Genomic DNA, 16,844 nt, shown 5'->3' on the forward strand with positions numbered 1-16,844 from the left:
GGGTACGGTGCGCTACCTCAGGTACAGCCCGTCCGAGCCGACCTTGCCCGGTGCGGCGTTGGCCCCGCCCAGGTCGAGGACGTACACGCGCAGGTTGCCCTTGCCGGGCGCGTCGACCGACAGGCTCCCGCCGCTCACGGTCCTCACCACGCCGGTCACCGCGTCCTTGTACGTGCCGTTGGGGATCCCGGTGAACGTGGCGCCGCCGCTCACGGTGACCAGGGCGAAGCTGTCCACCCCGCCGGCGGCGTCGGTGTAGCGGCGCTTGAAGGCCATCTCGCCGCTGACCCCGGCGGTGGAGTACTGGCCCGTCTGCAGTGCCGGGACCGCCCGCCGGATCTGGTTCAGCCGCTGCACGTGCTTGACCAGCGGCTGCGAGAGCGTGGTGGCCACCTGCCCGGACGCGGAGCTCACCGTGCCGAAGCCGGAGGCGGTGACGTCGCCCTCCAGGTGCGCCCCGTAGTAGGCGCGGCCCGTGGACACCAGGGGGCAGGTGGGGCCGCAGTCGATCTGCTTGCCCTTCTGGAACTCGATCTCCGATCCGTAGTAGAGCGTCGGGATGCCGCGGAAGGTCCACATCAGCGACATGTTCTCGGCCCACGCGTCGGTGCCCTCGGCGTAGCGGAAGGACGACTTGTTGGGGCCGTAGTCGTGGCTGTCGACGTAGACGACGTTGTAGGTCGCGTCATTGGTGCTGTCGTCGGAGTCCTTGCCGTTGTTGAAGGCGTTCGACGCGGAGCCGAAGTTCATGTGCATCCGCATGTCGATGACGTTCATCCCGGAGAACCGGCTGTGGTCCGGGGTGTGGTACCCGTTGCCGTCCAGGAAGGCGTTCGTGGACGTCGGCTGGTCGCCCGTGCCCAGTTGCTCCTCGTAGGTGTACTGCTCCAGTGCGGCGGTGGTGTCGTCGTCGCTGTAGGTCCTGCGCTCCTTCCACGTGTAGAACTGCGCGGAGTGGTTGACCGAGCCGCGGTTCCACTTGTCGTTGACGAAGGCGGCGACTTCGCCGAAGACGAAGAAGTCCTTCGCCTTGTCCGCGCCGAACTTCGCCGTCACCTCGTCGTATATGGCGGGCAGGAATCGGCGGTTCCAGGTGACGCGGGGGATGTGCACGGCGGTGTCGATGCGGAAGCCGTCCACGCCCATGTCGATGTACTTGTCGTAGGCGCCGATCAGGTAGTTCTGCACCTGCGCGTTCTCGGTGTTGAAGTCCGCCAGGTCCTCGTGGAGCCAGCAGGAGCGGGAGTCCTCGCCCTCCCAGTTGCCGATCCAGCACTGGTGGTAGTACCTGGAGGGGAACATGCCGGAGGTCGGGCTCGGCCACTGGCAGTTGTAGAGGGTGTAGCCCTCGGCGCTCCTCCCGCCCGTGGGGACGCCCCAGTTGACGCAGGTGTTGCCGGTGGGCTCGGCGGTCGACCACAGGTCGCCGTTGTAGTACGACTTGCCGGAGACCGGCTCGACGGTGAGGCCGTCGTAGGCGAAGCCGTCCTGCTCCTGGTCGTAGTACCAGCTCCACTGGGCGTCGCGCACGCCGTAGACGGTGGGCGTGAACAGCCCCTTGGCGCCCCAGCGGGAACTGTGGTTGTAGACGACGTCCTGGTAGACCTTGATGCCCTTGGCGTGGGCGGCGTTGATCAGGTCCTGGTAGGAGGCGCCGGCCGACTCCAGGCGGGGGTCGACCCGGTAGAAGTCCCAGCCGTGGTAGCCGTGGTAGTCGTAGTCCGAGCGGTTGAGGACGACGGGCGTGATCCAGATCGCGGAGAAGCCGAGGCCCTTGACGTAGTCGAGCTTGTCGACCAGCCCCTTGAAGTCGCCGCGGAACATGGGGTCGCCGTCCGCGGCGTTGCCCGACTTCACGTGCTGGCTGCCACCGCGGTCGTTGGAGGTGTCGCCGTCGTAGAAGCGGGCGGTGAGGACGAAGTAGATCGGGTCCTTGCGCGGGTCGCCGCCCAGCGGCTCGCCCGGGGTGGTCCGCGGGGCCTCACCGGTGGTGACGGTGGCGGGGGAGGAGGCGGGCGACATGTTGCCGGCCGCGTCGAGGGCCTTGACGGTGTAGCGGTAGGCGGTGCGTTCCTCCAGGCCGGTCTGGGTCGTCACGGTCGAGGTGACGTGGGCGATCGACGTGCCCTTGGTGCCGCCGGTGCGGGTGACCTCGTAGCCGGTGACGGCGGTGTCGTCGGTGGCGGCGGTCCAGCTCACCACGACCGACGTGCCGGTCGCCTGCGCGGTCACCCCGGTGGGGGCGGTGGGCGCCGTCGTGTCCGGCTCGGATGCGGCGCACGGGTCGTCGGCGTCCCGCGTCACGACCCTGTTCCGGACGGTGCTGACGCCCTCGGTGAGCTGGTAGTTGGCGCCGTTGTTGTTGTCCCAGGTGCCGTTGCCGTTGTTGAACGCGGCCTGCCAGGCGGTGGCGGTGCCGAGGTCGACGGTCCTCTTCACCCAGCCGGTGCAGGCGGCCTCCATGGCGACGCCGGGCACGGCCGTCCAGGCGCCCCCGGCCGGCGCCCAGTGCAGGTTGTACGCCGCCCAGCCGACGGTGTCCGTGGCGTAGTAGACGGTGGCGCCGTGACCTGCAGGTTCCCCGGTGCCGCTGCACGGGTCGCTGTGGGCGACGGCGCCGTCCTTCACCGTGATCGTGCCGGTGCCCAGCTGGTAGTTGCCGCCGCCGTTGTTGTCCCAGGTGCCGCTGCCGTTGGTGAAGGTGGCCTGCCAGGTGGTCGCGGTGCCCAGGTCCACGGTCAGCTTGACCCAGCCGGTGCATCCCGCGGCCATCCGCGTACCGGGCGGGGTGGTCCAGGAGCCGGCCGAGGGGGCCCAGTGGAGGTAGTACGAGGGCCAGTCGCGGCCCGCGGTCGCGTAGTACACGGTGGCACTGGTCGCGGTGGCGCCGGCGCACGGGTCGGCCGTGGTCACCGTTCCGGAGGAGACGGCGCTGGTGCCGGTGCCGAGCCGGTAGTTGCCGCCGCCGTTGTTGTCCCAGGTGCCGCTGCCGTTGGTGAAGGTGGCGGAGAGGCCGGTGGCGCCGCCCAGGTCGACGGTCCTGGAGTACCAGCCGGTGCAGGCCGGTTGCATGGCGACGCCCGGCACGGTGGTCCAGGCGCCGCCGGTGGGCGCGTAGTGCAGGTTGACGGTGGTCCACGCGGAGGCGGGACGGTAGTAGACCGTCGCCGAGGTGGTGGCGAAGGACAGGCCCGTCGGCAGCAGGCCGAGCAGCAGGCCGCCGACGAGCAACAGCACGGTGTGCAGCGCGCGATGGCGTACAGGGCGCGCGGGTCGGGTCATACGGGGGCTCCTCGGGCGGGGGCCGCCGGGGGCGGCGGCCGGTGCGGGTGAGGCAGGCCCTCCCGCGCGCCACGAAAGGAACAACCATGAGTTTCCTGCAAGTTGCTGCAAGAATCTTCATGAGGTTACTGGGACATGACAGGTCGGTAAAGAGGTCCCGCGGTGGGACGCTCAGTAGTAGTCGCGCATCAGCTCGGTGGCCCAGGCGGGCTGGAACGCGGTGTCCAGCGGGCCGAACTCGGTCATCCACGGCTTGAGGTCGAGTACCGGCGTCCCGTCCACGGCGTCCAGCCCCGCGACGTGGACATCCAGCCCGTCGACGCGCAAGATCTTGCAACGCGACACACCCAGGCGGTTGGGCCGGTTCTTGCCGCGCTGGGCGAAGATGCCGATCAGTGGCCACCCGGTGTTCCCGCGCGGATGGCGTGCGCCGGTCTCCACCCGCTCCTCGGGGACCCGGTCGAAGTGGAAGACGACCTCCAGGTGGGAGAAGGTGTCCAGGCCGTACAGCGCCTCCGGGCCGAACTGCTCCCCGTCCAGCCGGATCACCGCCTCGACGCCGCCCCAGTCGTCGTCCTCGACCGGCACGCGGCCGCCGGTCACCCATCCCACCGGCCGTACCTCGATCGCCGTCATGTGTGCTCCTCCGCTGCCGCCGATGCGTCTCTCGTTGACCACTATGTGAGATATGGGTATCACTTGGTGGACTCCGCTGGCTAGCGTGGAGGTCATGACGCGGGAATGGGACGCCACCACGTACGACAGCCTGCCGCTGCCCCACGTGCAGTGGGGCCGCGGGACCCTGGACCGCCTCGCGCCGCGCGGCGACGAGCGGGTGCTCGACCTCGGTTGCGGCACCGGACGCGACACGGAAGCGCTGCTCGACCTGCTCCCGCACGGCCGCGTCGTCGCCCTCGACGGCTCGCTGCGCATGCTGGAGCAGCTCCGCCGGCGCCTCGCCGGACGCCTGGACCGCGTCGAGGTCGTGCACGCCGACATCACCGGCCCGCTCCCCGTCACGGGCACGGTGGACGCGGTCACCAGCGTCGCCACCTTCCACTGGATCCCCGACCACGCCGCGCTCTTCCGCGGTGTCGCAGGCGTCCTGCGCCCCGGCGGACGCCTCGTCGCCGAATGCGGCGGACTCGGCAACATCGCCGGCGTTTCGGCCGCCGTCGACGACGTCCTCGGCCCGCAGCCCGCCGTCTGGAACTTCGCGGGCGTCGAGGAGACCGAACGTCGCCTGCGGGACGCCGGTTTCACCGACGTCCAGGTCGCCCTCGTCCCCGACCCCGCCCGTCTCGAACCGGGCGCACAACTGCTCTCGTACCTGGCCGTCGTCGTCCTCGGCGGACAGCTGGAACGCCTCCCCGGCGCGGAGCACGAGGCCTTCGTCCGCGCCGTGGCCGCGCGCCTGCCGGAGCCCGTCGTGGACTACGTCCGCCTGACGATCTCCGCGACGCGCGGCCCCGGGGGCACACGGGGGTGATCCGCGTGCCCGCCCGGTCCGTCACCGTCACAGCCGCCGCGTGATCCGCAGTTCCGTCAGGTACCGCTTGACGACGCGGCCGCCGTAGCGGCCGTCGGCCAGCGCCCGGATGCAGGCGAGCAGGCCCGCCCGCCGCGCCGCGGGAAGGGCGCGGTGGTTGGAGTAGCTGAGCAGCAGGTCGAGGTACTCGGCCGTGGTGTACGGCAGTTCGCGCTCGTAGCGGTGGAAGACGGCCGGCCCGAAGCGCCCGGAGCGGTCCGTCTCCTCGCTGTCGGTGGGGACCAGGGCCGCCGCGCGCGGCCGCAGCCCCGGGGGCGTCGCCGGGTCGAAGCGCTCGTAGCACTCCTGCACGTCCGCGAAGAAGGCCCGGGTGCCGCCGTCCACGTGATGGGTGGCGATGACGGCCAGCACCCCGCGGGGCCGCAGCGCGTCGGCGCACTTGACGACCGCCACGGCGGGGTCGATCCAGTGGAACGCCGTGGCCGAGACGACCGCGTCGAACGGCTCCTCCGGGAGCGGCCAGTCCTCGAAGGCGGAGACGACCACCTCGACGTCCGGGAACCCGGCCAGCCTGCGCCGGGCGACCGCCGCCATCGACGGGCCCAGCTCGACGGCCGTGACGCGGAAGCCGCGCTCCGCGAGCGGCACGGTGGCCTGCCCGGTCCCGCAGCCGATCTCCAGCACGCGCGCGCCGGGGCCGAGCCCCGCCACCTTGGCCAGGTCGTCGAAGAGCACGCCGGGATACCCCGGGCGCACCCGGTCGTACAGCTCGGCGTCCTCGTCGAAGACACCCCTCAGCGAAGTCCGGTCGGTCACCCGTCGAGACTAGGGCCCGGCGCTAGTCGGGCGGCAGCGGAACGGCGGGACCCTGCGGCGACGAGAGGAGCACGTTCCGGACGTAGTCCTCGACCGCCGCGTCGAGACCCACGTCACGCTGCGCCCGCTCGGACATCAACCAGCGGTGTTCCAGCAGCTCGTGGTAGATCTGCGCGGTGTCCAAGGAGCCGCGCAGCTCGCGCGGCACGGCGCGGACCGTCGGCCGGAAGACGTCGCGGACCCAGCGGTGGGCCAGCACTTCGGGGCGGGCGCCCAGCGGGTCGCCGGGGGCGTAGTCCTCCTGGCCGGCCATCCACGTCTCGAGGTCGTTGAGGAGGCTGCGGGCCTGGTTCTCCTCGGCGTCCAGGCCGGTGAGGCGGAGCAGCTGGCGCTGGTGGTGGCCGGCGTCCACGACCTTGGGCAGGAACGTGACGTCGTCACCGTCGGGCGACCGCTGGATCTGCATCTCCGCGACGTCGAAGCCGAGGTCGTTCAGCCGCCGGATGCGCCGGTCGATGTAGTGCCGCTTGGCCACCGGGTACACCGACTCGCGGGTGAGCTCGTGCCACAGCTCGTCGTAGCGGTCGGCGATGGCCTGCCCGAAGGTGACCGGGTCCACGGAAGGGTGCAGCGAGCCGCCCGCCTCCAGGTCCATCAGCTCGCCGGCGATGTTCACCCGGGCCACCTCGATGTCGTACTCCCGCTGGCCGCGCGAGAGGCTGGGCTGGATCTGCCCGGTCTCGGCGTCCACCAGGTAGGCGGCGTAGGCACCCGCGTCACGCCGGAAGAGGGTGTTCGACAGCGAGCAGTCGCCCCAGGCGAAGCCCGCCAGGTGCAGCCGGACCAGCAGCACGGCGAGCGCGTCCAGCAACCGGTTGACCGTGCCCGGGCGCATCGTCGTCTCGAACATCGAGCGGTACGGCTGCGAGCCGCCCAGGTGGCGGGTGATCAGCACCGGCTCCAGCGGCTCGCCGCGGTCGTCGGTGCGGCCGGTGACGACGGCGAGGGCGTCGACCGCGGGTATGCCCATGCGGTCCAGGTCGCGCAGCAGCCCGTACTCGCGGACGGCCGCCCACTCGCCGACCTCCTTGACCGCCACCACCTCGTCGCCGGCCAGGGCGAACCGGACGACGTGCCGCGAGATGCCGCGCGGCAGCGCCACCAGGTACTCCTCCGGCCACTCCTCCAGCGGCACGTTCCACGGCAGGTCGAGGAGGGTCGCCGGATGGTCCGGGGAGGTCGCGGTGATCTGCAGGTCCATGGCGCCCAGTCTGCGGCAACGGGGTGATCGCGCGGGACACCGGGGCGGCGCATACGCTGCGGGGCATGAGGCAACGGCTTGTGGTCATCGGCGGGGACGCCGCGGGCATGTCGGCGGCGTCGCAGGCGCGCAGGAGGAAGGGGCCGGACGAACTGGAGGTCGTCGCCTTCGAACGCGGGCGCCGCACCTCCTACTCCGCCTGCGGCATCCCGTACTGGATCGCCGGGGACGCCACCGGCCCCGACAAGCTGATCGCCCGCACGCCCGAGAAGCACCGGGCCCACGACATCGACGTGCGGCTCGGCACCGAGGTCGTCGAGATCGACCGCGACCGCGGCCGGGTGCGCACCCGGGACGCCTTCGGGGCCGAGGGATGGACGGAGTACGACCAGCTCGTCATCGCCACCGGCGCCGTGCCCAAGCGCCCCCCGATCCCCGGGATCGACGCCGGGGGCGTGCACGGCGTGCAGATCCTCGACGACGGCGAGGACATCCTGGACGCCCTCGGCAACAGGCATGTCAGGACCGCCGTCGTGGTCGGCGGCGGCTACATCGGCGTGGAGATGGCCGAGGCCATGCTGCGGCGCGGCCTCCGGGTCACCCTCGTCGAAGCCTCCGAGCAGCCGATGGCGACCCTCGACCCGGACATGGGCCGGCTCGTGCGGGAGGCCATGGAGGGCCTCGGCATCACCGTCGTCACCGGAGCCCCGGTGCGCGAGGTGCTCACCGGGGCGGACGGCCGGGTCCGCGCGGTGGCCACCGACCAGGGCGAGTACCCCGCGGACGTGGTCGTGCTCGGGCTCGGCGTCGCCCCCAACACCGGCCTCGCCCGCGACGCGGGGCTGCCGCTGGGTGCGCACGGCGGGCTGCTCACCGACCGCGCGATGCGTGTGCGCGGGGAGGAGGCGGTCTGGGCGGGCGGGGACTGCGTGGAGGTCCTCAACCTGGTCTCCGGCGGGATGCAGCACATCGCGCTGGGCACCCACGCCAACAAGCAGGGCCGGGTCATCGGCACCAACATCGGCGGCGGCTACGCCACCTTCCCGGGCGTGGTGGGCACGGCCGTCAGCAAGGTCTGCTCCCTGGAGATCGCCCGTACGGGACTGAAGGAGTCCCAGGCCCGGGCCGCCGGGCTGCAGTACGTCACCGCGGTCATCGAGTCCACCAGCAGGGCCGGCTACTACCCCGGCGCCGCGCCGATGACGGTCAAGGCCATCGCGGAGCGGCACACCGGACGGCTGCTCGGACTGCAGATCGTCGGCCGCGAGGGCGCGGCCAAGCGCGTGGACATCGGTGCGGTGGCGCTCACCGCGGGCATGACCGCGGAGCAGATGACCGGGCTCGACCTGGGCTACGCCCCGCCGTTCTCCCCGGTGTGGGACCCGGTCCTGATCGCCGCGCGCAAGGTCGACGGGAAGGTCCGCGCGGACGGCCCGGACGCCTGAGCCGTGACCGGGGGCGGCGCTCAGGCGGGCCGTACGGCCAGCTTCTCCAGGCCCTCCAGCAGGCTGGGGAGTTCCGGCCCCCGGCCCACCGGCAGCACCTCGCCGGGCTCCTCGTCGAGCAGCACGAAGGCGATGTCGTCGGTGCGGGCCACCAGGCTCCAGCCCTCGCCGTCCACACGCAGGGTGCGTACGCCCTCGCCCGCCGCGGTCGAGCGTATGCGGCCGGGCGGCGGGGGCGTACGGAGATACTCCTGGGCGGCTTCCAGCGCGCGCCGCACCCCGGGGTGGATGCCGTCGGCGGCGACAGCCGTGGCCCCTGTCCCTTCGCCTGACTCGTTCTCCGTGGGCTCCTTCTCGGTGGGCGCCCTGTCCACGGGCTCCTTCTCCGTGCCGTCAGACGCGGAGTCCGTGACGGTTGCAGCCGATACGTCCGAGCTGCTCGAGCTGCCGACGGCGTCCGGAGTGTCGGACTCGTCCCCGGCGTCGAGCTGTTCCCGCCAGATCCGCCACTGGAGGGCTATCTCGTCGGCCCCCAGGCGTCGCTGCGCCGGCCCCCACGTCCCGGTGTCGGGCGGTGAGAGCGGCGGGCCGTCCTCGGCCTCGGGCGGATCGTGCGGAGCGGGCACGCCGGGCGCGGCCACCGCGACCGGCAGCGGCCAGCCGGGCAGCGCGGCGACGACCGAGCGCTCGTCGGGGGAGAGGTCGTACTCCAGCCCGCAGTCCCACGCGGCGAGGGCGCACGCGACCAGCGCCGTGTCGCTGATGGCGACCGTCCACCGGGCGCCCGTCCCGTCCTGGCCGAAGACGAGGCCGTAGCCGTCGTCCGCCGGTTCCAGCCCGAGCTCGGCGCACGCGGCCGGATAGTCGTCGGCCAGGACGCCCGGGAACTGCGCGGGCGTCAGCATCGCCGCGGTGAGCACGAACAGCGCGTCGTCGTCCGTCGCGGACACGGGCATCCCCTCTCCAGTGAGTTCTCAGTGGTGGGCGCACCCTAACCACCCGGTAACACCCGCGTCGAGACCGGGGCGCGCCCTGTGGAAAACCGTTCGGTGGCCGGATCGCCGGCCTCTACGCTGACGCCATGGCCAACTTCCTTGCCCACCAGGGCGGCCGCCCGTGAGGAAACGGCGCCGTCGCCTCCGCTTCGACGGGCGCGAGTTCCTCTGGACCGCGCGCATCGGGCACGCCGATCAGCCCGACGGCACCTGCCGCCGCGTCGTCTTCGTCCGCGTCACGGACGGGGCGGCTCCCGGCGGCCGTGCCCTCGCCGTCGATCTGGTGTCGGCCTCGGAGCCCGGTCCGTGGGGATACTGCGTCACCGACACCGCCCACCCGACTCCTCGCGACGTCCGCCTGCTCGTCGAGCACGCGCTCGCCGTCGGCTGGGAGCCCGGCGTACACGGCCCCCCTCTCGTGCTCACCGCGGAGAGCGGCGACCCGGGCCTTCCGGGGTTCCGGCTGCCCGCGGGCGGGAACGCCCCTGGGTGAGAGGGGTGATGCGGATGGCCACCTGGCTCCGGAGGTTCACCGCGGCGCGCACGCCGGCGAGGCCCGCGAAGCCCCCGCCGACGGCCGGGGCGGAGCCCTCACGCCGGGCATCACGCGAGCGCAACCTCTTCGAGGCGGCCGCCGCCCATGTCGCGGCCTCCGTCGAGGGGGACGAGGAGGCGCTCGAGGCCGCTGCGGCGCGCGTCGCGCCGGAGGCGCTGATGTTCGGGATCGGTGAACTCGCCCGGCGTGCCGTCGCGGTGCTCGCCCAGGAGCGTGGCGTACCGCCGCGGGCGGTCGCCCGGTCGCTGCTCGGCCTCCCCGAAGCGTGAGGCGTCCGTCGCCCTACCGGGCCCGGGCCGTCACGAGCGGCCTTCCACGGCCGGGGTGACCGCGGCCTCCCGCGGACCGTACCCGGGGAGGAAGAGCCGCATGGAGCAGGGGTCCTCGGCCGCCACGCCGACCTCGACGCCCCAGTAGGCGCTCAGCCGGCCGGCGACGTCGACCAGCCGCCGCCGCTCCTCGGGCGAGTAGGCGGGGAAGCGCACCCAGCCGCGGTCGGAGACAGCGCGGCCGAGGTCGTTGAAGAGCGTGGTCCGCGCGCGCCGTTCCTCCTCGTCCGTCAGCGGGGTCGGGTCCCCCTCGCGGGGTACCAGCCGGACGTTGTACAGCTCTCGGGTCACGCGCGGCCTCGCAGTTCTCCTCGGTCGGACGTGCCGCAGGCTACCGTCCCCGCCGCGCCGGCCGGACCCGCCCGGGGCCGCACTCAGGACCCCAGGGCGTCCAGGGTGGTGCGCAGCCAGCCGAGCTCCGCCCGCGTGGTGGCCCGGGCGATCGTCAGGACGCCCCGCCGGAACGGGTCGTCGAGCTCCTCCGCCCGCAGCGGGCGGTCGCCGTCGTGGAAGAAGCTCGTGGGCTCCTCCAGGAAGGCGAGCCGGCGACGCAGCACCGCGCTCTGCAGGGCGGGGTCGTCGAGATGGCGCAGGAAGGCGAGGAGCGTGAACCAGCGGTTCTCGTCGGAGATGTCGGCGGCGTCCGGCTCCGCGAGCCGCCGGCGCAGCTCGGCGCGGCCCTCGGTGGTCAGCGTCAGCACGTGGCGCGGCGCGGCCACGGCGCCCGGCTGGGTCTCGCGGCGCAGCAGACCGGCCTTCTCCAGCCGCTTGATGGCCGGGTAGAGCGTGCTCTCGGCCACCGGTTTGACGTGCCCGGTGAGTGCGGCGATGCGCTTGCGCAGCTCATAGCCGTGCAGGGCGGCGTCGTAGAGGAATCCGAGGATCGCGAGCTCCAGCATGGTGCCATTGTGCCGCAGCGACGCTGTACCTCGTTGACGTAATACATCGGCGCCGATGTATAGTCTCCTCCATGCAGCAGACACGATTCACCGAGGACGGGGCGTGCATCCGATGGACCGGGACACCCGGGACCGGCCCCGCGCTCGTCTATGTGCACGGGCTGGGCGCGGCCTCCTCCGTCTACTTCGCCCACATAGCGGCGGATCCGGCCCTCACCGGGCGACGTTCACTCCTCGTCGACCTGCCGGGCCACGGCATCAGCGACCGGCCCGCCGCCTTCGGCTACACGCTGGAGGAGCACGCGGACGCGCTCGCCGCGGCACTCGACGCCGCCGCGACGGGCCCGGCCGAGGTGGTCGGCCACAGCATGGGAGGCGCCGTGGCGATCGTCCTCGCCGCGCGCCGACCCGATCTGGTGGCGCGCCTGGTGCTGGCGGAGGCGAACCTCGACGCGCGTCCGCGCGTGACGGCCGGCAGCAGCGGCATCGCGGCCTTCACCGAGGAGGAGTTCGTCCACGGCGGGGGCTTCGCCCGCGTCCTGGAGCGGGTCGGCCCGCGCTGGGCCGCCACGATGCGCCTGGCCGACCCGGTCGCCCTGCACCGCACCGCTTCGTCACTGCTGCGGGGGAGCGATCCGGTCATGCGCGAACTGCTGCTCGCGTCGCCCGTCCCGCGCACCTTCCTGCAGGGTGAGTCGAGCGGTGACCTGAGCGGCCGGGCGGAGCTGGAGGCCGCCGGGGTGTCGGTCGTGACGGTCCCCGGCGCCGGTCACAACATCATGTTCGACAACGCCTACGCCTTCGTCGAGGCCATCGCGAGGAACCGCTCGTCGGTGTCGGTGTAGGAGGTCAGGGTCCACCCCGAGGACTCCAGCAAGGGCCCCAGGTTGGGCTCGGCGCGCAGGTCGTCCGGGGTCAGCTCGCGGCCCTGTCGGGCGGCCAGCGCCGCCCGTCCGATCGGGTGGAAGAGCGCCAGCCGGCCGCCGGGCCGGGTGACCCGGGCCAGCTCCCGCAGACAGGCCCGGGGGTCCGGCAGGTGCCCGATCAGCCCCGCGGCGAAGACGGCGTCCAGGGTGGCGTCGCGCAGCGGCAGCAGGGCGCAGTCGGCCAGCACCAGGGCGCCGTGCTCCCGGCGCCCGGCCCGTGCCGCCGCGGCCAGCATCTCGGGCGTCAGATCGGCGCCCACGACCGTCCCGGACGCCCCCACGGCCGCGCGCAGGAAGGGCATCGCCCGGGCCGTGCCGCATCCCGCGTCGAGGACCGTCTGGCCCTCCCGCAGGCCCAGTTCGGCGACACCGGCACGGTAGACGGGGGCGTCGTCGGGGTAGCGGGTCTCCCAGTCGGCGGCGCGGGCGGCGAAGAACGCGCGGATCTGCGCGGGGTCGGTGTGCACGACGGTCCACCTCCGGTTCGGGGCGCGCGCCGGGGCGCACGGGACGCGGGGCATCATGGTCGCATGATCCCGTTCCGTTCCGCCGCCCTCTTCGTGCTGGCCGCGCTGCTGGAGATCGGCGGCGCCTGGCTGGTCTGGCAGGGGCTGCGGGAGCACCGCGGATGGGCGTGGATCGGGGCCGGCGTGATCGCCCTGGGCCTGTACGGGTGCGTCGCCACCCTCCAGCCGGACGCCGAGTTCGGCCGCATCCTCGCCGCCTACGGCGGGGTGTTCATCGCGGGCTCGCTCGCCTGGGGGATGGTGGCGGACGGCTACCGGCCCGACCGCTACGACGTGGTGGGCGCGCTGGTGTGCCTGGCGGGTGTGGGGATCATCATGTACGGGCCACGCAGCGGCTGAAACACGCTACCCGCGTACAGGTTCGTGCCGCACGCGATCGTCGGGGGCCGCATCCGGAAAGCAGGTGGTCAAATAAGGCAGGGTTCCGTCATGGCCCGAGCGTGCGACCACCCCCGCACTAGCGTCCCGGGGCCATGGGACACATCGACCACGCCGCCTTCGGCTGGCTGACCCCGCTGCTCTCGTACGCCATGGCGTGCGTCGGCGCGGCGCTCGGACTGCGCTGCACCGTACGGGCCCTGGCCGCGACCGGCCGCTCCCGGCGCAACTGGCTGATCACCGCCGCGAGCGCCCTCGGCACCGGGATCTGGACGATGCACTTCGTCGCCATGCTCGGCTTCCGCGTCACCGGCACCGAGATCCGCTACAACGTCCCCCTGACCGTCCTCAGCCTCGCCGTCGCCATGGTCGTCGTCGGCCTCGGCGTCTTCGCCGTCGGGTACGGCCACGGCCGCTTCCGGGCCCTCGCGATCGGCGGCCTCACCACGGGGGTCGGTGTGGCCAGCATGCACTACCTGGGCATGGCCGCCGTACGCCTTCACGGCGCGGTGTCCTACGAACCGTGGCTCGTGGCGCTGTCGGTCGCCATCGCCTGGGCCGCCGCGACCGCCGCGCTGTGGGCCGCGCTCACCATCCACCGGCCCGTGGTCGTCGCCGGCGCCTCCCTGGTGATGGGCGCGGCGGTCAGCAGCATGCACTACACCGGGATGCTCGCCGTGCACGTCCGGGTCCGGCCCTCGGCGGAGGTGCTGACCGGCTCCGGCGCGACGGCGTTCCTCTTCCCCCTCATCGTCGGCCTCGGCTCCTACCTCTTCCTCACCTCCGCCTTCGTCGCGCTCTCCCCGACGGCGAGGGAACACATCGCCTCCGCCTCCGCGACCGCCCAGCGCATCGGCGAGGGTGCCCTGTGACGCCGCCACGGGGCCGCAGAGCGCACGCGGGACTCCCCGCGTACGAGGAACCGTCCTCCCGCGCCACCGACGGCGGGCGGAGCGGCGGGGCGGCCGACCGGCTGAGCCTGCGCCCGAGGACCGTGCGCGCGAAGATCGTGTCCCTCCTCATGGTGCCCGTCGTGTCCCTGATGGCGCTGTGGGCCTTCGCCGCCGTCACCACGGCCCAGGACGTCTCCGGTCGGCTGCGCGCCCAGCGCATTGCAGAAACGATCCGTGAGCCGGTCGCCGACACCGTGACCACCCTGCAGGCCGAACGTCGTGCCGCCGCCCGCTACCTGGCCCGGCCCACCACCGAGGCCGCCGCCGAACTGAGCAGACGCGCCACGGCCACCGACCGTGCCGCCGCCCTGCTGCAGCTCGGCGGCGGCCACACGGTCGCCGACGGCACCGGCCTGCCGGGCACCGCCGCGGTGCGCGTCCGGACCTTCGTCGGCGACCTGGAGCGCCTGCGCAGGCAGCGCCCGGTCATCACCCAGGGAGCGGCGGACTGGCGGCAGACGTACCGCGCCTACACCGACGCCGTGACCGACGGGTTCGCGATCGGCGGCGCCCTTTCCGCAGGCCGCGGCGAGCGTGCCGCCCTGGAGATCGGCCGTGCCGCGGAACAACTGTCCCGCGAGGACGCCCTGCTCGCCGCGGCCGCGCTCACCCGCGGCCTGCCAACGGACCGTTACCGCGATCTGAGCGGTGCCGTCACGGCCCGCCGCGCCCTGCTCGCGGGTGCCACGGCCGACCTCGGCGGTGCCGGTCGCAGCGCCTGGGTGCGGCTGGCCCGCTCCACCGCGTACACGGACCTCGAGGCCATGGAGGACGCCGTCCTCGACGCCGGACCGGGCAAGGCCGCCGTGGACGGTGCGAGCCTCGCCACATGGGACCGGGCCACCGGACAGGTGCTGTCCGGGCTGGAGAAGTCCGCCGAGGCCGCCGCACCCGCCGACCGGCCCCTCGCGCACGGCCTGTTGAGCACCTCGGGCATCGCCGTCCTGCTCGGCCTCCTCGGCGTCGTCGCCTCCCTCTTCATCTCCGTACGGATCGGCCGCGGTCTCGTCGTCGAACTCGTCGGCCTGCGCAACACCGCGCTCGAACTCGCCCGCCGCAAACTGCCGCGCGCCATGCGGCGGCTCCGCGCCGGCGAGGAGATCGACCTCGGCAAGGAGGCGCCCCTCGGCAGGCACGGCGCCGATGAGATCGGCCAGGTCGCCGAGGCCCTGGCCACCGTGCAGCGCGCCGCGCTGCGCGCCGCCGCGGAACGCGCCGAACTGGTCAACGGGGTCTCCGGCGTCTTCGTCAACCTCGCCCGCCGCAGCCAGGTCCTGGTGCACCGTCAGTTGGCGCTGCTCGACAGCATGGAACGGCGCACCGAGGACCCGGGCGAGCTGGAGGACCTGTTCAAGCTCGACCACCTCACCACCCGTATGCGGCGGCACGCCGAGGGACTGATCATCCTCTCCGGCTCCGCTCCCGGCCGCGCCTGGAGCAAGCCCGTACCCCTCACCAATGTGGTGCGCGCCGCGGTCGCGGAGGTCGAGGACTACGCCCGCGTCGAGGTCCGCAGGCTCCCCCTTGCGGCGGTCGTCGGCTCCGCGGTCGCCGACCTCACCCATCTGATCGCCGAACTCGTCGAGAACGCGACCCAGTTCTCCCCGCCGCACACCAAGGTGCGCGTCTATGGCGAGCAGGTCGGCAACGGCTACGCCCTGGAGATCGAGGACCGTGGGCTCGGCATGGGCAAGGAGGCCATGGCCGAGGCCAACCGGCGCATCGCCCAGACCCAGGCGCTCGACCTGTTCGACAGCGACCGGCTCGGCCTGTTCGTCGTCAGCAGGCTCGCCCGGCGGCACGACGTCAGGGTCTCCCTGCGCTCCTCCCCGTACGGCGGCACCACCGCCGTCGTCCTGCTGCCCACCGCCCTGCTCGACATGAGGGCCCCCGAAGCCCGCGCCCCACGGGGTGCCGGGACGGGGGGCGCGGCGTCCGGCCCGCACGGACCCCGCCAGGGGTCCGCGGAGGTCCCGCCCCTGGTGGCGGCCTCCCCGCGCGGCGCCGGCGACGGGCCGCCGCGTCCCTCCGCGCCCCGTTCCGTTCGTCCTCCGGAGCACGGGCCGTTGCCCGTGCCAGTGCCAGTGCCCGCGCCCGTATCCGTGCCCGCACCGGCCTGCGGCGCGGCGCCCGCTCCCGCGCCCGTGGGCGCCCCTGTGGGCACGCCTCCCGCCGAGGGCGGACTCCCGCGCCGCGTACGCCGTGCGAGCCTCGCCCCGCAGCTGCTGGAGCCCCGCGCACCCGAACGCGGCCCCGGGCCGCAGGACACGGGGCCGGACGTCCCGGAGCGGACCGCCGAGCAGGCGCGCTCGACGATGGCCGCCTTCCGCCGGGGCTGGATCCGCGGTGGCGGCGCCGGAGCCCGTGACACCGCCGACGGGGAACCGGCACCCGCCGGCCCACGCCCCCTGCGGCCCGCCCCACAGCCCGGCGGCACCCGGCCCGGCCCAGGAGGGCCGGGCCACCACGACGGTCCGGACACGATGCCCGGGGACGGCGAGCAGGACCACGCCCGCACCTCGGCCCGGGCACCCCGCGAAGGAGAGCACGGATGATCGACGCATCGAACCGGTCCGGTGAACTGGACTGGCTGCTGGACGACCTCACCGACCGGGTGGACAACGTCCGCCACGCCGTGGTGCTGTCGGGCGACGGCCTGGCCGTGGGCTCCTCCCGCGGGCTGACCCGGGAGGACGCCGAGCACCTGGCGGCCGTCGCCTCGGGCTTCCACAGCCTCGCCAAGGGCGCCGGACGCCACTTCGCGGCCGGCCAGGTCCGGCAGACCATGGTCGAACTCGACCACGGCTTCCTCTTCGTGGCGGCCGCCGGCGAGGGCTCCTGCCTCGCGGTGTTCACCGGCGCGGGCGCCGACGTCGGCCTCATCGCCTACGAGATGGCACGCCTGGTCAAGCGCGTGGGCGAGCACCTGCACACCCCGCCGCGCCTCGGCGCCGCCGGCCCGGCCGCCGGCTGACCGGCGCACAGGTG

17 protein-coding genes are annotated in these 16,844 nt (G+C 73.5%); 9 read left to right on the top strand and 8 right to left on the bottom strand.

Annotation, left to right across the window (positions count from 1 at the left end; translation table 11 throughout):
* Positions 1–12: 12 nt before the first annotated feature.
* Both AC1VWI_RS37240 and AC1VWI_RS37245 read right to left on the bottom strand, forming a co-directional pair.
* Positions 13–3,282 (bottom strand): carbohydrate binding domain-containing protein, encoded by a 3,270-nt coding sequence (locus tag AC1VWI_RS37240; protein ID WP_499515436.1) that lies wholly within the window; start codon positions 3,280–3,282, stop codon positions 13–15.
* Positions 3,283–3,453: 171 nt separating this feature from the next.
* Positions 3,454–3,918 (bottom strand): SAM-dependent methyltransferase, encoded by a 465-nt coding sequence (locus AC1VWI_RS37245; protein ID WP_499515437.1) that lies wholly within the window; start codon positions 3,916–3,918, stop codon positions 3,454–3,456.
* A gap of 94 nt (positions 3,919–4,012) precedes the next feature.
* Between AC1VWI_RS37245 and AC1VWI_RS37250 the strand changes: the two genes are divergently transcribed.
* Entirely contained in the window at positions 4,013–4,771 is a 759-nt protein-coding gene (locus AC1VWI_RS37250; protein ID WP_499515438.1) for a class I SAM-dependent methyltransferase, read from the top strand.
* Positions 4,772–4,798: 27 nt separating this feature from the next.
* On the opposite strand, the gene AC1VWI_RS37255 is transcribed toward AC1VWI_RS37250, so the two are convergent.
* A complete protein-coding gene (locus AC1VWI_RS37255) occupies positions 4,799–5,587 on the bottom strand; it encodes a class I SAM-dependent methyltransferase (protein WP_499515439.1) in 789 nt (262 codons plus the stop codon).
* A 22-nt stretch (positions 5,588–5,609) separates the two neighbouring features.
* Positions 5,610–6,848, bottom strand: a complete 1,239-nt coding sequence (locus tag AC1VWI_RS37260) for a DUF4032 domain-containing protein (protein WP_499515440.1) — start codon at positions 6,846–6,848, stop codon at positions 5,610–5,612.
* A gap of 65 nt (positions 6,849–6,913) precedes the next feature.
* Here AC1VWI_RS37260 and AC1VWI_RS37265 point away from each other — a divergent pair, with 65 nt between their 5' ends.
* Positions 6,914–8,293: an FAD-dependent oxidoreductase gene (locus AC1VWI_RS37265; RefSeq protein WP_499515441.1), complete on the top strand. Its 1,380-nt coding sequence runs from the start codon at positions 6,914–6,916 to the stop codon at positions 8,291–8,293.
* 20 nt (positions 8,294–8,313) lie between these two features.
* Here AC1VWI_RS37265 and AC1VWI_RS37270 read toward each other — a convergent pair whose 3' ends face one another.
* Positions 8,314–9,249: a hypothetical protein gene (locus tag AC1VWI_RS37270; protein ID WP_499515442.1), complete on the bottom strand. Its 936-nt coding sequence runs from the start codon at positions 9,247–9,249 to the stop codon at positions 8,314–8,316.
* A gap of 160 nt (positions 9,250–9,409) precedes the next feature.
* Between AC1VWI_RS37270 and AC1VWI_RS37275 the strand changes: the two genes are divergently transcribed.
* The gene (locus AC1VWI_RS37275) at positions 9,410–9,781 is read left to right on the top strand and encodes a hypothetical protein (protein ID WP_499515443.1); all 372 of its coding nucleotides are present in this window, start codon (positions 9,410–9,412) and stop codon (positions 9,779–9,781) included.
* A gap of 14 nt (positions 9,782–9,795) precedes the next feature.
* Entirely contained in the window at positions 9,796–10,113 is a 318-nt protein-coding gene (locus AC1VWI_RS37280) for a hypothetical protein (RefSeq protein WP_499515444.1), read from the top strand.
* A gap of 30 nt (positions 10,114–10,143) precedes the next feature.
* Here the strand turns inward: AC1VWI_RS37280 and AC1VWI_RS37285 are convergent, their stop codons facing one another.
* Complete coding sequence (locus tag AC1VWI_RS37285; RefSeq protein ID WP_499515445.1) at positions 10,144–10,464, bottom strand: hypothetical protein; 321 nt, start codon at positions 10,462–10,464, stop codon at positions 10,144–10,146.
* A gap of 83 nt (positions 10,465–10,547) precedes the next feature.
* Positions 10,548–11,072: a PadR family transcriptional regulator gene (locus AC1VWI_RS37290; RefSeq protein ID WP_499515446.1), complete on the bottom strand. Its 525-nt coding sequence runs from the start codon at positions 11,070–11,072 to the stop codon at positions 10,548–10,550.
* A 71-nt stretch (positions 11,073–11,143) separates the two neighbouring features.
* Here AC1VWI_RS37290 and AC1VWI_RS37295 point away from each other — a divergent pair, with 71 nt between their 5' ends.
* A complete protein-coding gene (locus AC1VWI_RS37295; RefSeq protein WP_499515447.1) occupies positions 11,144–11,917 on the top strand; it encodes an alpha/beta fold hydrolase in 774 nt (257 codons plus the stop codon).
* Here AC1VWI_RS37295 and AC1VWI_RS37300 read toward each other — a convergent pair.
* On the bottom strand, positions 11,866–12,522 hold the full coding sequence (locus AC1VWI_RS37300) for a class I SAM-dependent methyltransferase (protein WP_499515448.1): 657 nt from the start codon (positions 12,520–12,522) through the stop codon (positions 11,866–11,868). The genes AC1VWI_RS37295 and AC1VWI_RS37300 overlap by 52 nt on opposite strands.
* 6 nt (positions 12,523–12,528) lie before the next feature.
* On the opposite strand from AC1VWI_RS37300, the gene AC1VWI_RS37305 reads away from it, so the two are divergent.
* The 4 genes from AC1VWI_RS37305 to AC1VWI_RS37320 all read left to right on the top strand — a co-directional run bounded on the left by AC1VWI_RS37305 (position 12,529) and on the right by AC1VWI_RS37320 (position 16,830).
* The gene (locus AC1VWI_RS37305; protein ID WP_499515449.1) at positions 12,529–12,864 is read left to right on the top strand and encodes a YnfA family protein; all 336 of its coding nucleotides are present in this window, start codon (positions 12,529–12,531) and stop codon (positions 12,862–12,864) included.
* A gap of 134 nt (positions 12,865–12,998) precedes the next feature.
* On the top strand, positions 12,999–13,775 hold the full coding sequence (locus AC1VWI_RS37310; RefSeq protein ID WP_499515450.1) for an MHYT domain-containing protein: 777 nt from the start codon (positions 12,999–13,001) through the stop codon (positions 13,773–13,775).
* A gap of 122 nt (positions 13,776–13,897) precedes the next feature.
* Entirely contained in the window at positions 13,898–16,411 is a 2,514-nt protein-coding gene (locus AC1VWI_RS37315) for a sensor histidine kinase (RefSeq protein ID WP_499517005.1), read from the top strand.
* The gene (locus AC1VWI_RS37320) at positions 16,408–16,830 is read left to right on the top strand and encodes a roadblock/LC7 domain-containing protein (protein ID WP_499515451.1); all 423 of its coding nucleotides are present in this window, start codon (positions 16,408–16,410) and stop codon (positions 16,828–16,830) included. Before AC1VWI_RS37315 ends, AC1VWI_RS37320 begins: the two co-directional genes overlap by 4 nt.
* Positions 16,831–16,844: the final 14 nt, after the last annotated feature.

The sequence above is a fragment of the Streptomyces sp. TOM-9 genome (assembly GCF_056858595.1).

Coding starts and splice junctions, on each gene's coding strand:
- AC1VWI_RS37290 (WP_499515446.1), bottom strand. CDS start 11,072: ATGCTGGAGCTCGCGATCCTCGGATTCCTCTACGACGCCGCCCTGCAC.
- AC1VWI_RS37240 (WP_499515436.1), bottom strand. CDS start 3,282: ATGACCCGACCCGCGCGCCCTGTACGCCATCGCGCGCTGCACACCGTG.
- AC1VWI_RS37280 (WP_499515444.1), top strand. CDS start 9,796: ATGGCCACCTGGCTCCGGAGGTTCACCGCGGCGCGCACGCCGGCGAGG.
- AC1VWI_RS37320 (WP_499515451.1), top strand. CDS start 16,408: ATGATCGACGCATCGAACCGGTCCGGTGAACTGGACTGGCTGCTGGAC.
- AC1VWI_RS37295 (WP_499515447.1), top strand. CDS start 11,144: ATGCAGCAGACACGATTCACCGAGGACGGGGCGTGCATCCGATGGACC.
- AC1VWI_RS37265 (WP_499515441.1), top strand. CDS start 6,914: ATGAGGCAACGGCTTGTGGTCATCGGCGGGGACGCCGCGGGCATGTCG.
- AC1VWI_RS37305 (WP_499515449.1), top strand. CDS start 12,529: ATGATCCCGTTCCGTTCCGCCGCCCTCTTCGTGCTGGCCGCGCTGCTG.
- AC1VWI_RS37270 (WP_499515442.1), bottom strand. CDS start 9,249: ATGCCCGTGTCCGCGACGGACGACGACGCGCTGTTCGTGCTCACCGCG.
- AC1VWI_RS37310 (WP_499515450.1), top strand. CDS start 12,999: ATGGGACACATCGACCACGCCGCCTTCGGCTGGCTGACCCCGCTGCTC.
- AC1VWI_RS37300 (WP_499515448.1), bottom strand. CDS start 12,522: ATGATGCCCCGCGTCCCGTGCGCCCCGGCGCGCGCCCCGAACCGGAGG.
- AC1VWI_RS37245 (WP_499515437.1), bottom strand. CDS start 3,918: ATGACGGCGATCGAGGTACGGCCGGTGGGATGGGTGACCGGCGGCCGC.
- AC1VWI_RS37250 (WP_499515438.1), top strand. CDS start 4,013: ATGACGCGGGAATGGGACGCCACCACGTACGACAGCCTGCCGCTGCCC.
- AC1VWI_RS37260 (WP_499515440.1), bottom strand. CDS start 6,848: ATGGACCTGCAGATCACCGCGACCTCCCCGGACCATCCGGCGACCCTC.